14 protein-coding genes and 1 pseudogene are annotated in these 14395 nt (G+C 71.0%); 10 read left to right on the forward strand and 5 right to left on the reverse strand.

Going from position 1 to position 14395, the window contains the following annotated elements:
* The first annotated feature begins 71 nt into the window (after positions 1 to 71).
* Both ACIRJP_RS16630 and ACIRJP_RS16635 read left to right on the forward strand, forming a co-directional pair.
* Positions 72 to 2645, forward strand: coding sequence for a DEAD/DEAH box helicase (locus ACIRJP_RS16630; protein ID WP_404173830.1), 2574 nt, complete (start codon positions 72 to 74; stop codon positions 2643 to 2645).
* 49 nt (positions 2646 to 2694) lie between these two features.
* Positions 2695 to 3567, forward strand: a complete 873-nt coding sequence (locus ACIRJP_RS16635; protein ID WP_404173833.1) for an acyl-CoA thioesterase — start codon at positions 2695 to 2697, stop codon at positions 3565 to 3567.
* A 14-nt stretch (positions 3568 to 3581) separates the two neighbouring features.
* On the opposite strand, the gene ACIRJP_RS16640 is transcribed toward ACIRJP_RS16635, so the two are convergent.
* Positions 3582 to 3734, reverse strand: coding sequence for a DUF6011 domain-containing protein (locus ACIRJP_RS16640; protein ID WP_404173836.1), 153 nt, complete (start codon positions 3732 to 3734; stop codon positions 3582 to 3584).
* 210 nt (positions 3735 to 3944) lie between these two features.
* On the opposite strand from ACIRJP_RS16640, the gene ACIRJP_RS16645 reads away from it, so the two are divergent.
* Entirely contained in the window at positions 3945 to 4601 is a 657-nt protein-coding gene (locus ACIRJP_RS16645) for a hypothetical protein (protein WP_404173839.1), read from the forward strand.
* Positions 4602 to 4639: 38 nt separating this feature from the next.
* On the opposite strand, the gene ACIRJP_RS16650 is transcribed toward ACIRJP_RS16645, so the two are convergent.
* The gene (locus tag ACIRJP_RS16650; protein WP_404173842.1) at positions 4640 to 4942 is read right to left on the reverse strand and encodes an SHOCT domain-containing protein; all 303 of its coding nucleotides are present in this window, start codon (positions 4940 to 4942) and stop codon (positions 4640 to 4642) included.
* An 86-nt stretch (positions 4943 to 5028) separates the two neighbouring features.
* Positions 5029 to 5472 carry a DUF6325 family protein gene (locus tag ACIRJP_RS16655; RefSeq protein ID WP_404173845.1) on the reverse strand — a complete coding sequence of 148 codons (444 nt, stop codon included), beginning with the start codon at positions 5470 to 5472 and terminating at the stop codon, positions 5029 to 5031.
* Positions 5473 to 5759: 287 nt separating this feature from the next.
* Here ACIRJP_RS16655 and ACIRJP_RS16660 point away from each other — a divergent pair, with 287 nt between their 5' ends.
* Together ACIRJP_RS16660 and ACIRJP_RS16665 are read left to right on the forward strand one after the other, a co-directional pair.
* Entirely contained in the window at positions 5760 to 6605 is an 846-nt protein-coding gene (locus tag ACIRJP_RS16660; protein ID WP_404173848.1) for an SDR family oxidoreductase, read from the forward strand.
* 49 nt (positions 6606 to 6654) lie between these two features.
* On the forward strand, positions 6655 to 8424 hold the full coding sequence (locus ACIRJP_RS16665; RefSeq protein WP_404173851.1) for a cation:proton antiporter: 1770 nt from the start codon (positions 6655 to 6657) through the stop codon (positions 8422 to 8424).
* Between the two features lie 52 nt (positions 8425 to 8476).
* On the opposite strand, the pseudogene ACIRJP_RS16670 reads toward ACIRJP_RS16665, so the two are convergent.
* Positions 8477 to 8686, reverse strand: a pseudogene (locus ACIRJP_RS16670) (glycoside hydrolase family 15 protein); the annotation flags it as partial.
* Between the two features lie 267 nt (positions 8687 to 8953).
* Between ACIRJP_RS16670 and ACIRJP_RS16675 the strand changes: the two are divergent.
* Both ACIRJP_RS16675 and ACIRJP_RS16680 read left to right on the forward strand, forming a co-directional pair.
* Positions 8954 to 10378: a DUF2252 domain-containing protein gene (locus ACIRJP_RS16675; RefSeq protein ID WP_404174065.1), complete on the forward strand. Its 1425-nt coding sequence runs from the start codon at positions 8954 to 8956 to the stop codon at positions 10376 to 10378.
* Positions 10379 to 10547: 169 nt separating this feature from the next.
* Entirely contained in the window at positions 10548 to 11879 is a 1332-nt protein-coding gene (locus tag ACIRJP_RS16680) for a chloride channel protein (RefSeq protein ID WP_404173854.1), read from the forward strand.
* A gap of 18 nt (positions 11880 to 11897) precedes the next feature.
* On the opposite strand, the gene ACIRJP_RS16685 is transcribed toward ACIRJP_RS16680, so the two are convergent.
* Entirely contained in the window at positions 11898 to 12338 is a 441-nt protein-coding gene (locus ACIRJP_RS16685) for a hypothetical protein (protein WP_404173857.1), read from the reverse strand.
* 158 nt (positions 12339 to 12496) lie between these two features.
* Between ACIRJP_RS16685 and ACIRJP_RS16690 the strand changes: the two genes are divergently transcribed.
* The 3 genes from ACIRJP_RS16690 to ACIRJP_RS16700 all read left to right on the forward strand — a co-directional run bounded on the left by ACIRJP_RS16690 (position 12497) and on the right by ACIRJP_RS16700 (position 14340).
* On the forward strand, positions 12497 to 13078 hold the full coding sequence (locus ACIRJP_RS16690; protein WP_404173860.1) for a helix-turn-helix domain-containing protein: 582 nt from the start codon (positions 12497 to 12499) through the stop codon (positions 13076 to 13078).
* 13 nt (positions 13079 to 13091) lie between these two features.
* A complete protein-coding gene (locus ACIRJP_RS16695) occupies positions 13092 to 13634 on the forward strand; it encodes a GNAT family N-acetyltransferase (protein ID WP_404173863.1) in 543 nt (180 codons plus the stop codon).
* Between the two features lie 217 nt (positions 13635 to 13851).
* A complete protein-coding gene (locus ACIRJP_RS16700; protein WP_404173866.1) occupies positions 13852 to 14340 on the forward strand; it encodes a glutathione peroxidase in 489 nt (162 codons plus the stop codon).
* Positions 14341 to 14395 lie beyond the last annotated feature (55 nt).

The following is a 14395-nucleotide window of genomic DNA, read 5'->3' on the forward strand; positions in this document are numbered from 1 at the left end:
CCCGCCCCCAGAGTCGTATCGCTGCCATTGCCGCCCAGGCACGGCCGAGTTGAGTGGGAAGCGTATCGCCCATGATCTTCATACCGTCGTCCGGTTCCCTCATCCGGGCTGAAGGCAGGCAAGATGGGGGCGTGACCCTTATCGATCAGCTGCCCCCGACCGACGACCCCGACGCCCTCTTCGAGGCTTTCTCGTCATGGACCGAGACCCGGGGCATCACCCTCTATCCGGCCCAGGAGGAGGCACTGATCGAGGTGGTCTCCGGCGCGAACGTGATCCTTTCCACCCCGACCGGCTCCGGAAAGAGCCTGGTCGCGGCAGGTGCGCATTTCACCGCGCTGGCCCAGGACAAGGTCACCTTCTACACCGCGCCGATCAAGGCACTGGTCTCGGAGAAGTTCTTCGACCTGTGCAAGCTGTTCGGTACGGAGAACGTCGGCATGCTCACCGGCGACGCCTCGGTCAACGCGGATGCCCCGGTGATCTGCTGCACGGCCGAGGTGCTGGCCTCCATCGCGCTGCGTGACGGCAAGTACGCCGACATCGGCCAGGTCGTGATGGACGAGTTCCACTTCTACGCCGAGCAGGACCGTGGCTGGGCCTGGCAGATCCCGCTGCTGGAGCTGCCGCAGGCCCAGTTCATCCTGATGTCGGCCACGCTCGGCGACGTCCGGATGTTCGAGGAGGACCTGACCCGCCGTACCGGCCGCCCCACGTCCGTGGTGCGTTCGGCGACCCGGCCGGTCCCGCTCAGCTACGAGTACCGGCTGACCCCGATCACCGAGACCCTCACCGAGCTCCTGGACACCAGGCAGTCGCCGGTCTACATCGTGCACTTCACCCAGGCCGCGGCCGTCGAGCGGGCGCAGTCGCTGATGAGCATCAACATGTGCACCAAGGAGGAGAAGGAGAAGATCGCCGATCTGATCGGCAACTTCCGCTTCACCACCAAGTTCGGCCAGAACCTCTCCCGCTATGTGCGGCACGGCATCGGGGTGCACCACGCGGGCATGCTGCCGAAGTACCGGCGCCTGGTGGAGAAGCTCGCCCAGGCCGGTCTGCTGAAGGTGATCTGCGGTACGGACACCCTCGGCGTCGGCGTCAACGTCCCCATCCGTACAGTGCTGTTCACCGCGCTCACCAAGTACGACGGCACCCGGGTGCGTACGCTGCGCGCCCGTGAGTTCCATCAGATCGCCGGCCGCGCGGGCCGGGCCGGCTTCGACACGGCGGGCTTCGTCGTGGCGCAGGCACCCGAGCACGTCATCGAGAACGAGAAGGCCGTCAAGAAGGCCGGCGACGACCCGAAGAAGAAGCGCAAGGTGGTCCGCAAGAAGGCCCCCGAGGGCTTCGTCGCCTGGTCGGAGACCACGTTCGACAAACTGATCCAGTCCGATCCGGAGCCGCTGACCTCCCGCTTCCGGGTCACGCACACCATGCTGCTGTCCGTGATCGCCCGCCCCGGCAACGCCTTCGAGGCGATGCGGCGTCTGCTGGAGGACAACCACGAGCCGCGCCGGGCGCAGCTGCGGCACATCCGCCGGGCCATCGCGATCTACCGCTCGCTGCTGGACGGCGGCGTCGTGGAGCAGCTCGACAAGCCGGACGCGGAGGGCCGGCTCGTCCGGCTCACCGTCGATCTCCAGCAGGACTTCGCGCTCAACCAGCCGCTGTCGACGTTCGCGCTGGCCGCGTTCGACCTGCTGGACCCGGACTCCCCCTCGTACGCGCTGGACATGGTCTCCGTCGTCGAGTCGACGCTCGACGACCCGCGGCAGATCCTCGCCGCCCAGCAGAACAAGGCGCGCGGCGAAGCGGTCGGGCAGATGAAGGCGGACGGGGTCGAGTACGAGGAGCGGATGGAGCTGCTCCAGGAGGTCACGTACCCGAAGCCGCTGAGCGAGCTGCTGTGGCACGCCTACGACGTGTACCGCAGGAGCCACCCGTGGGTGGGCGACCACCCGGTCTCGCCGAAGTCCGTGATCCGTGACATGTACGAACGTGCCATGACGTTCACGGAGTTCACCTCCAACTACGAGCTGGCCCGCACCGAGGGCATCGTGCTGCGCTATCTGGCCAGTGCGTACAAGGCGCTGGAGCACACCATCCCGGACGACCTCAAGTCCGAGGACCTGGAGGATCTGATCGCCTGGCTCGGCGAGATGGTCCGGCAGGTGGACTCCAGCCTGCTCGACGAGTGGGAGCAGCTGGCCAACCCTGAGGTGGAGACCGCCGAGCAGGCGCAGGAGCGGGCCGACGAGGTGAAGCCGGTCACGGCCAACGCCCGCGCTTTCCGGGTGCTGGTGCGCAACGCGATGTTCCGCCGGGTCGAGCTGGCCGCGCTCGACAAGGTGGGCGAGCTCGGCGAGCTGGACCGCGACGCGGGCTGGGACGAGGACGCGTGGGGCGATGCGATGGACGCCTACTGGGACGAGTACGACGACCTGGGCACCGGTCCGGACGCCCGCGGTCCGAAGCTGCTGAAGATCGACGAGGACGCGGCGCACGGGCTGTGGCGGGTCCGGCAGACGTTCGCCGACCCCAACGGCGACCACGACTGGGGCATCAGCGCGGAGATCGATCTGGCCGCCTCCGACGAGGAGGGCCGGGCCGTGGTCCGCGTGACCTCCGTCGGTCAGCTGTGAGAACGTACGCCGCGGGCGCGGCACCGTCGCGAGAGTGGAGACGAACCGCATGACGAACCCCGCCGAGCGCCTGGTCGATCTGCTCGACCTGGAACGGATCGAGGTCAACATATTCCGTGGGCGCAGCCCGCAGGAGTCCCTGCAGCGGGTCTTCGGCGGGCAGGTCGCCGGGCAGGCGCTGGTGGCGGCCGGCCGGACCACCGACGGGGACCGGCCGGTCCACTCGCTGCACGCGTACTTCCTGCGTCCGGGGCGGCCGGGTGTGCCGATCGTCTACGAGGTGGAGCGCGTCCGGGACGGCCGGTCGTTCACCACCCGCCGGGTCACGGCCGTCCAGCAGGGCCGGACGATCTTCAATCTGACGGCGTCCTTCCACCGGCCGGAGGAGGCGGGCTTCGAGCACCAGCTGCCGCCGGCCCGTGAGGTCCCGGATCCGGAGGAGCTGCCGACCGTCGCCGAGGAGGTCCGGGAACACCTCGGGGCGCTCCCGGAGGCGCTGGAGCGGATGGCCCGCCGGCAGCCCTTCGACATCAGGTACGTCGACCGGCTGCGCTGGACGAAGGCGGAGGTCCAGGACGCGGACCCGCGCAGCGCGGTGTGGATGCGGGCGGTCGGCCCGCTGGGCGACGACCCTCTGGTGCACACATGTGCGCTGACGTATGCCAGCGACATGACGCTGCTCGACGCGGTCCGTATCCCGGTGGAGCCGTTGTGGGGGCCGCGCGGTTTCGACATGGCGTCGCTGGACCATGCGATGTGGTTCCACCGGCCGTTCCGGGCGGACGAATGGTTCCTCTACGACCAGGAGTCGCCGGTCGCGACGGGCGGCCGGGGGCTGGCGCGGGGCCGGATCTACGACCGGTACGGCAACCTGCTGGTGTCCGTGGTGCAGGAGGGACTGTTCCGCCGTCTCGGCGGATAGCCCGCTGCCCCGCGTCAGACGCCGGGCAGCGGGTCCTGCTCGACCTCGTGGCGGCGGGTGCGGATATCCGGGGGCGCCGGGTGGAGCTTGGCGTCGCAGGCGGGGCCGAGGCCGGTGCGGCGTGAGGCCGTACCGGTGAGCGGGCGGCCGCACATACGGCAGCGCACCGCACCACCTTCCGGCGGGCGGTGCGGCCGGCCGGGTCGTCCCCGGGCGGGGGCTCGGCGCCGGTTCCGGGGAACGGCTCGGGGAGGGGCTCGGCGGATTCCACGGATCGATCTTCTCAGGGCGCCGTCCGCTGTGCGACGTCCGAACAGCACGCAGACATCCAAGCAGTACCCAGACGTCCGAGCAGCACACAACGGAGGAGTTCACCGGTGAGCAGCGTGCTGACCATGAAGCCGGCCGCGGCCTCGCCCGTCGGCCATGTCGTCGAGTTCGCCGACGCGCCCGGCGAGTCCCGGGTGGTCGCCCATGTGGAGCGCGAACTGCCGGAGGGCGGGATACCCGCGTACCTCGCGGCCCGCAAGTCGGGGGTTCGTTCCTTCGTCCTGTGGGCCGACGGTGAGCGCCAAACCCGGCTGGCCACCCTCGTCACCGCGTCCGCGGCCGACGGCGTGGCCACGTACCGGGTGCTGGGCGCGCAGGGCGAGCTGATCGGCACGCTCGTCCGGGAGAAGGCCCTCCGCGGCAAGGGGCTGCGGACCCGCTGGACGGTCGCCCAGACCGGCTGCCCGGAGGCGGTCGGCTTCAAGGGCCGGATCTTCTGGTGGTACGTGTGGTGGCTGCTGTTCCCGGTCCAGGTGGCGATCGGCGTGGGGAGCCTGCTGAACGGCGGGGGCGATGTGGCGCGCGGACCGCGGCGCGTCATCTGGCGGGCCGGCCGGGAGGTTCCGCTGGAGTTCTTCTCGGACGACGACGAGGTCCATGTCCACGCGCCGTGGGTCGACTGGCGGCTCGCGGCGGCACTGAGCGCGCTGATCCGTACCTTCGACGGCTGGCTGGGCACGCCCTGGGACGACAAGCGGGACTGAGCCGGGCCATCGCGGTCCCGGTCGCCCGGCCGTGCCGGTCAGAACCCGAGGATCCTGGCTTTTTGGGCCTCGAACTCACTCTCGCTCAGCACTCCCTGGCTCTTGAGGTCGCCCAGGTCCTTGAGCTGGGCGATCTTGTTGCTCATCTCGTCCTCCGGCGCGAGGGACGTGGGCGCGGGTGGCGGGGGCGGGGGCGCTGTGGCGGCCTGCTGGGCCTGCGACTGCTCGGCGTCCTGGCGTGCCCAGCGGCCCGCCTGCCGCCGGGAGACCCGGTTGGAGACCGAGGTGGCGGTTCCGGCGATCACCGCTGTACGGGCGACGCCACGAAGAAGGCCTGGCATGGTGCATCTCCTTTTTGACTGGCTGGTGCGGGGGGGGCCGACCGGCGGCATGAGGGCCGGGGCGGCGCTGCGGGGGCCGGCCGGATTCAGACCCCGGCCTCGGTCGCGTCGAGCGATGCCAGGATCTCCTGGACCGGGATGCGCCCGTTGGCGACGAGTCGTCCCCCCGAGCGGCGCAGCGCGGCCGCGAGCGGTCCGGCCCACACGTTCTCGTAGATGACGATCCCGGCGGCGCTGCCGGGTTCGAGAATCGCGCTCACCTCGTCGATGTCGTCCCGGCCGAGCAGACCGGAGGACACCCCCTCGAACACGGCCAGGTCCTCGTGCCCGTTCGCGGTCAGCTCGGAGAGCTCCACGCCCGCGACCGTTCCGTCCTCGCTCTTGCGGAGGAAGACCAGGTCCAGGATCCGGATGATTCCCCGGTCGACGAGGTCGACCAGCAGGGGCAGTCCCTCGCCCGTCATCCGGCTGCCCGGGAATTCGATCACCAGGTAGTCGATCGGCCCCGTCTCGTCGGTCTCGCTGCTCACACCGGCTCCTCAGAATCTCGACTGCCCCGGGTCCGCCAGGGCCTGTGCCTTCGTCATTGGAGCAGCGGGCGGGCCGGTGCGCATCTCGGTCGCGGCGGCGGACGGACGCGGCACCGGTTGCTCCGTCGGAGGGACAGCGGGTCACTCCGGCGGCCGAGTGGTGCGAGCCGTGCCAAGCCCGTGCCCGGCCGCCACGGATGGTTGTCGCGCGCGGACGGCCTGCCCGGGCCGGTCCGGATTCCTGCGGGGCCCGGACATCGCCACGCGCGGGACGACGGGAGACGAGGATGACTTCAGCTTCACCGGCGGACGCGGCCCGGCAGCGGCTGCCATTGCCCCTGTTGCGGGGCCAGAAGGCACTGGTGACGGGTGCGAGCTCCGGCATCGGCAGGGCGACCGCGGTGGAGCTGGGGCGGGCGGGTGCCGATGTGGTCGTCAACTACGTCACCGGCCGTGAGGCGGCCGAGGACGTGGTGCGGGAGATCGAGAGCTTTGGCGTGCGGGCGTACGCCCATGAGGCGGACGTCTCAAGAGAGGATCAGGTCGTCGCCATGTTCTCCCGCATGGTCGAGGAGTTCGGCACGGTCGACGTCCTGGTCGCCAACGCCGGCCTGCAGCGGGACGCCGCCGCCGCGGAGATGACCCTGGACCAGTGGAACAAGGTGCTGGACGTCAATCTCACCGGACAGTTCCTGTGCGCCCGGGAGGCGGTCAAGGAGTTCGACCGCCGGGGTGTCGTGCCCGAAGTGTCCCGCGCCGCCGGGAAGATCATCTGCATGAGCTCGGTCCACCAGATCATTCCGTGGTCGGGGCATCTGAACTACGCCACGTCCAAGGGCGGCGTCCTCATGATGATGCAGACCCTGGCCCAGGAATGCGCACCCCGGGGCATCCGGGTCAACGCCGTGGCCCCCGGTGCCATCCGCACCCCCATCAACACCAGTGCCTGGGACACACCCGAGGCCGAGGCCGAACTCCTCAAGCTGATCCCCTACGGCAGGGTGGGCGATCCGCCGGACATCGCCACCGCGGTGACCCTGCTGGCCTCGGACCTGATGGATTACGTCGTGGGCACCACCCTCTACGTCGACGGCGGGATGACTCTCTTTCCCGGCTTCGCCACCGGAGGCTGACCCTGTTCACGAGGGCGGCCGGTCACCTGGCATCCGAGGAGGCACGGACATGACGGCTGATGAAGCAATGGTGGGTGTGGGGCTCATCGTGGTGCTCGCGGTCGGCTCCCAGCTACTGGCGAGCCGGCTGCGGATTCCCGCCCTGCTGGTCCTGCTGCCGGTCGGCTTCGCCGCCGGGGCGCTGACGGACGACGTCAATCCTGAGAAGCTGCTCGGCGATGCCTTCTCGCCGTTGGTCTCGCTCGCGGTGGCGGTGATCCTCTACGAGGCCGGGCTCGGCCTGGAGATCAGCCGGCTGCGGGGCCATACGCGTCGCATCGTGGTCAGGCTGCTCTGGCTGGGGGCGCTCATCACCTGGCTGTCCGCCGCGCTGTTCGCGGTGCCGGTGCTGAACATGTCCAAGGGCGCGGCCGTGATGCTGGGCGCGATCCTCGTCGTGTCCGGCCCGACGGTCGTCGGGCCACTGCTCAACTTCGTACGGCCCTGCGAGCGGCTGCAGCGCATCCTGATCTGGGAGGGCTCCCTGATCGATCCAGTCGGCGGCATCCTGGGGGCGCTCGTCTTCCATGCCGTGGTCGCCGGTGAACGCAAGGGTTCCGTGAGCCAGTTGGAGCAGTTCTCGGCCAGCGTCGCGGTGGGTGCGGTGGGCGGCGTGGTCGGGGCCGGCGTGCTGTGGCTGCTGTTGCGCCGGACCCGGCTGAACGAGGAACTTGCGGCGTCGGCGCAGATCGCCGCAGTGATCGGGATCGCCGCCGCCTGTGACGCGCTCCGCGAGGACACCGGGCTCATCTCCGCGGTCGTGATGGGTATGGCCATGGCGAATCTTCCGGGGCTCGACCTTCCGGCCCGGCGGCCGTTCCTCGACACCCTGGTCTCGCTGATCATCGGCCTGTTGTTCATCTCCATCTCCGCCACGGTCACCCCGGCCTCGCTGCGCCATGTGGTGCTGCCCTCGCTCGCCCTGGTCGCCCTCCTGGTGCTGGTGGTGCGCCCGCTCGTGGCCCTCGTGTCGACGGCCGGTACCGATGTCCGGGGCGGGGAACGGTGGTTCATCGGGTGGATGGCCCCGCGTGGCATCGTCGCGGCGGCGACCGCCTCTACGTTCTCGGCGACCCTGGTGGCGCGGGGCGTCGACGGCGCCGAGCGGATCCTGCCCGCGACCTTCGTGGTGATCGTCGCCACCGTGTCGCTGTACGGCCTGACGGCGCTTCCGGTCGCCCGGCGGCTGAAGGTGCTGCGCCCGTCCCGGTCCCGGCCGCTACTGGTGGGCGGCGCGCCCTGGGCGGTGGATCTGGGGCGCGCGCTCAACTCGGCGGGGCTGGACGTGCTGATGTGGGCGGGTGCCGAGCGCCAGCGGGCCCGGATCGAGGAGGCCGGGCTGCCGCTGGCGACGGGCGAACTGCTCGCGGCGGCCTCGGGTGCCGGGGCGGAGCTGGAGGGCATCACCGGTGTGCTGCTGCTCACCGAGGAGGACGACTTCAACGCACTGGCGGCGATGGCCCTGCGGGAGAGTGTCGAGGGCCCGGTCCACCGGCTCGCTCCGGACACCGACAGCCAGGGCGCGGTGTCGCCGTACACCGGGGGCGAGCCCCTCTTCCGTACCGGTCTGACCGGTCCGGAGCTGGCCCGCCGGTACGAGGCGGGGGCCCGGGTGCTCACGCGGCGGGCCGACGGGGACGTACCGGCCGGGCACGATGTGCTGTTCCTCGTACGCGCCGACGGGCTGCTCGCCCCGGTCACCCACACGCACACCCCGGATGCCCGGCCGGGCGACACCGCCGTCCTCCTCGGGCCCCCCTCCCGGCCGCCGTCGCCCTGAGAGGCTGTCGGTGCCCTGCGGCCGGAGGGGACCCGACAACCATCGAGCTCCGTCAGCCGCGTTCCTTGGCGCGTGCCGCGTCCAGCGCCTCGTCCAGGGTCCGCGCCGCCGTGATGAGCGAGAGGTGGGTGAACGCCTGTGGGACCTGTGGGAAGTTGCCGAGTTGCTCGCCGGTGGGGACGATCTCCTCGGCGAACAGGCCCACATGGTTGGCGTACGTGAGCATCTTCTCGAAGGCGTAGCGGGCCTTGCGCAGCCGGCCCCCCGCGGGCCAGGGCTATCCGCCAGGCACCCCGTGCTCGCTCGCCCGGACCGCCCCGCCCCGGACGTCCGCCGGTAGCGGTCCGGACGCGGGAAGTGACGGGCGGCGTCCAGATGATGCCGGAACCGGGCCGAGCCGCGATGATCGGACTCGGGGCACGCAAGCGCCGACCGGTGCGGCGCCCCCGGAACCGGGCAGGCGGGCGTCGGCGGGAGCGGCATACGCCCGGGGCGCGGTGGCACGCCCGTGAGCGATCAGGAGGACCCGATGCCGCAGGACGCGACCTCGATGCTCAGGACGGCACCGGACGCGACGCCGGAGCAGCGGGCGGCTCGCGGGAAGGCGGCCCGGAGGACGGCCCCGCGGTCGAGTCACGCCGAGTTCGAACCGCCGGCCGACCGGCCCGACCCGCTGGCCGTCCTCGAAGCCCAGTCCGCGGCCCGGGTGCCCGAACTCGTACCGATCCGTTACGGACGGATGGCCGAGTCGCCGTTCCGCTTCTACCGGGGTGCCGCCGCGATCATGGCCTCCGACCTGGCCGCCACCGGGGACTGTGGGATGAGGGCCCAACTGTGCGGGGACGCCCATCTGCTGAACTTCGGGCTGTTCGCCTCGCCGGAACGCAATCTGCTGTTCGACATCAACGACTTCGACGAGACGTCACCGGGGCCCTGGGAGTGGGACGTCAAGCGCCTGGCGGCCGGCTTCGTCGTCGCCGGCCGGGCGAACGGCTTCACCGACCAGGAGCGCGCGGACATCGTGCTGACCGCGGTGAGGTCGTACCGGGAGTCGATGATCCGGTTCGCCGGCATGCGCAATCTCGACGTGTGGTACTCGCGGACCGACATCGGCCGTCTCGAGGCGCTGGCCTCCCGGCAGTTGGCGAAGCGTGGCCGCAAGAAACTGTCACGGGCCGCGGCCAAGGCCCGCACCCGGGACAGCCTTCAGGCCTTCGACAAGCTCACCGTGACGGTGGACGGAGAGCCGCGCATCGCGGCGGACCCGCCGCTGCTCGTACCGGTGGCCGATCTGCTCCCGGCGGGCGAGCGCGACGCGACGCAGGAGCGGTTTTGCGAACTGATCGGCCGCTACGGCCGCAGCCTGCCGTCGGACCGGCGGACCCTGCTCTCCGACTTCCGGTTCGTGGACATGGCGCGCAAGGTGGTCGGCGTCGGCAGTGTCGGTACGCGTTGCTGGATCGTCCTGATGCTCGGCAGGGACGGCGGGGATCCGCTCCTCCTCCAGGTCAAGGAGGCCGGCCCCTCGGTGCTCGCGCCCCATGCCGGCCCCGGCCCGTACCGGAACCAGGGCGAGCGCGTGGTCGCGGGACAGCGGCTGATGCAGGCGGCGGGCGACATCTTCCTCGGCTGGGCGCGGGTGGAGGGGATCGACGGCAGGCGCCGCGACTTCTACGTACGCCAGTTGCGCGACTGGAAGGGCGCCATGGAGCCGGAGGACATGGTGCCGTCCGGCATGCGGGTCCTCGGCGAGGCGTGTGGCACCGCGCTGGCCCGCGCCCACGCCCGTTCCGGCGACCGGATCGCCATCGCGGCGTACCTGGGGCGCGGCCACTCGTTCGACCGGGCGCTGACGTATTTCGCCGAGAAGTACGCCGACTGCAACGAGCGGGACCACCGGGCGCTCGTCGACGCGGTGCGGGCGGGCCGGCTTCCCGCGACCCGGGGCGTCTGAGCCTCCTCCGGCGCCGCCCGCGCGCTGGTCCAGGGGAATGGCGGTACGGAGATCACCGCACCTGCACAGCGGGTACATCACGGCCGAATGCGCACATTGTGCTATCTCCTTGTGGACGCTTGCGGGACAGCGTGTTCCGGACGGTTGTGACGCCGAGGAGACAACGATCATGTCGACCGAGCCCGCCGCAACTCCCCCGGCGGCAGTGAACCCCTCCGCGCTGATCCGCACCCGCGGTTATGCGGTGCTCCTCGTGATGGCGGCGGCTCTCGGAGTCCCGGTCTCGGCGGTGGCGTTCGGCTTCCTCGCGCTCGTCCACGAACTCCAGTCGCTCACCTACCACGACCTGCCCCGGGCCCTGGGGTTCGCCGGTGCGCCGTCCTGGTGGCCGGTTCCACTGCTCGCCGTCGCGGGCCTGCTGGTCGGGCTGACCATCCGCCACCTGCCGGGCAGCGGCGGTCACCGGCCCGCCGACGGGATGGTGAGCACGGGGGCACCATCGGCGGTGGAACTGCCCGGCATCGTGCTGGCGGCGCTCGCCTCGCTGGGCCTGGGGGCGGTGCTCGGTCCCGAGGCGCCGCTGATCGCGCTCGGCGGCGGACTGGCCGTGCTCGCGGCGCGTCTGGTCCGGCCCGGCATCGATCCCGGCGCGAGTGCCGTGATGGGAGCCGCGGGCAGCTTTGCCGCGATCAGCGCGCTGCTGGGGTCGCCGCTCCTGGGAGCCTTTCTCCTGATGGAGACCTCGGGGCTGGCCGGGATGATATTGGGGATGGTCCTGGTGCCGGGTCTGCTGGCGTCCGGCGTCGGCGCGCTCATCTTCACCGGACTTGGTTCGTGGACCGGTCTCGGGACGTATTCCCTGGCACTTCACCATGTGCCCGGCGCCACGGCGCCCGACCTCGCGCGATTGGGCTGGGCGCTAGTCGTGGGCGTGGTCGCGGCCTTCGTCGGCACGGGCATTCGGCGGTTCGCGCTGTTCCTCCAGGCACGGGTGGCGCGGCGGACCGTGATGGCCACCGTCGTCATGGGCCTGGTCGTCGGCGCGGCGGCTCTCGTGTACGCGCAGAGCACCGGCCGGGACGCGTCCGGGGTGCTGTACTCCGGGGAGAACGCCCTCGATCCGCTGCTGGCGCAGAGCGCCGGATACTCGGTGGGCACGCTCGTGGCGCTGGTCGCCTGCAAGGCGGTGGCGTACTGCGCTTCCTTGAGCAGCTTCCGGGGCGGCCCGGTCTTCCCGGCGATGTTCGTGGGAGCGGCGGGCGGTAGCGCCCTGTCCCATCTGCCGGGACTGGACCTCACGTCGGGCTTCGCGATGGGTATCGGCGCCATGTGCGTGGCGTTGCTGAAGCTCCCGATGACCTCGGTGCTACTGGCGACACTGCTGCTGGGGTCCGAGGGGCTGACCGTCATGCCGCTCGTGATCGTCGCGGTCGTGGTCTCCTACGTCGTCACGCTCAGGCTCGCGCCGTCCCCGGCCGACGCCCGGCCGGATCGAGGATGACGGGCCTGCGCCGTGACCTCAGACGCTCTCCTTCTCCTCGTACGAATCGGCGCAGAGCGCCCAGATGATGAAGACGTCGATGGCGATGAGCACGATGGACCAGAGCGGGTAGTGGGGCAGCCACAGGAAGTTGGCGAGTGCGCTCAGGCCCGCGAGCACGATGCCGGTCACGCGCGCCCATGCGGCTCCGGTGAACAGCGCGCACCCGGCGATGACGATGACGATGCCGAGTGCGAGGTGGATCCAGCCCCAGCCGGTGAGATTGAACCGGAACACATAGTCGCGGGTGGCGATGAACACGTTGTTCTTGGCGATGGCGGCAATTCCCTCGAAGATCGCCATCGCCCCGCCGAAGATCATCAGCACCGCCGCGAAGGCGGCCCAGCCGATCCGGAAGGGGTGGTGCGAACTCGAAGCGCCGGCGGGCGCCACCGACGGCCCAGTGCTGGTACTGGCCATTGCGGTCTCCTCGGGTAGCAGGGCAACCCGGCGGGCCGAGTGGCCACGCGGGCCTCCGGACCAAGGGTGTCACGTCGGCACCCACCCGGCAGAACAAGCACTTCCCGGGGCCGCCGCTCTCGCACAAGCCGTCTCTGTACAGAGATATCATCTCCAGGATGAGAGAAACCGAAGAGACGGAGCCCGGCTCCGTCGATGCCCGGCTCGCCGCGCGCCTGGGTGAACTGCGCACCGAGCGCGGCTGGTCGCTGGACGAGCTCTCGCGACGCGGCGGGGTGAGCCGCTCCACGTTGTCCCGGCTGGAACGCGGCGAGTTGAGCCCGACCGCCGCGCTGCTCGGCAAGTTGTGCACGGTCTACGGACGGACGATGTCCCGCCTGCTGCTGGAGGTGGAGGCGGAGCCCCCGCAACTCGTCCCCGCCGCGCGGCAGCCGGTCTGGCGGGACGAGGCATCGGGCTTCGTACGCCGCTCGGTGTCGCCGCCGCACACCGGCCTGCGCGCTGAGGTCATCGAGGGCACCCTCGACGCGGGAGCCGCCATCGCGTACGACGACGCACCGGTGTCCGGCGTGGAGCAGCACGTGTGGGTGCTGGAGGGAACGGTCGAGATCACCGTCGACGGCACCGTGCACACCGTGCGCCGCGGCGACTGCCTTCGGTTCCGGCTGCGCGGCCCCTCGCACTTCCACTGCCCGGGACCGGAAAAGGTCCGCTATGCCCTGCTGATCGTTCTGCCCTGAGAGGACTTCACGCATGACCGAGATCGTCGCCGTATGCGGAAACGAACTGGTCACCTACGCCGACGAGTTGGCCGCACTCCTGGTGGAGACCGTGGACGGCGGGTCGTCGGTGGGTTTCCTGGCGCCGCTGGACCGCGACGTGGCCGCCGTCTGGTGGCGCGAGCGGGCCGGGGAGGTGGACGCCGGTCTCCTCCAGGTGTGGATCGCCCGCGACGCGGAACGGGTCGCGGGAACCATCGCCCTGTCCCGGGCCCGGCTGCCCAACGCCCGCCACCGCGCGGAGGTGGCCAAGCTGATGGTGCGTCCGTCGGCACGCGGCCGGGGCCTGGGCCGGTCGCTGCTCGACGCGGCCGAGCGGTCGGCCGCGGGGGCGGGCGTCACACTGCTGGTCCTGGACACCGAGAGCGGAAGTCCCGCCGAGCGGCTCTACCGTTCGGCGGGCTGGACGGAGTGCGGTTCGATCCCGGACTACGCCGAGAACCCGGCGGGGGTCCTGAAGCCGACGACCCTGTACTACAAGGCGATCGGCCCCGCGCGGGCGCTGCCCGACCGGTGAGAGTGTGCCGTTCTCCCGGCCCGGGCACAGGAGTTCGACCCCCGCCCCGTATCCGTACACGGGTCGCTCATCGGGGTCATGCCGCAGTCGCCGCATCTGCCGTACCTCCGCAGGTCGGTGACGTGCGCGGGCTCCGGGCGGCCGGCGGACGGGCTTCGTACGGACCTGTTCCGGGCGTGACAATGGCTGTGGAAGCCACACCTCACGAGGAGACCTCATGACACTGCACGACATCCCCCTGCGCACGCTCACCGGTGAGCCCACATCCCTGGCCGACTACCGGGGGCGGGCGGTCCTGTTGGTGAATGTCGCGTCCAAGTGCGGGCTCACCCCGCAGTACGAGGGCCTGGAAAGGCTCCAGAATTCGTACGCCGCCCGCGGCTTCACCGTGCTCGGTGTGCCGTGCAACCAGTTCGCCGGCCAGGAGCCGGGGAGTCCGGAGGAGATCCAGACCTTCTGCTCGACGACGTACGGGGTCAGCTTCCCGCTGTTGGAGAAGACCGACGTGAACGGCGAGGGCCGCCACCCGCTCTATGCCGAGCTGGCCCAGGTGGCGGACGCGGACGGCGAGGCCGGTGACATCCAGTGGAACTTCGAGAAGTTCCTCATCTCGCCGACGGGCGTACCGGTCGCTCGCCTGCGCCCCGGCACGGAGCCGGAGGCGCCGGAGCTCATCGCGGCCATCGAGGCTCAGCTGCCGGCCTGACGGACCGTGTCCTCGATCGCCGGGCAGGCCGAGGCCCGTCCGGCGATCGAGCAAC

Source organism: Streptomyces sp. NPDC102437 (assembly GCF_044765565.1).
Taxonomy (GTDB): Bacteria; Actinomycetota; Actinomycetes; order Streptomycetales; family Streptomycetaceae; genus Streptomyces.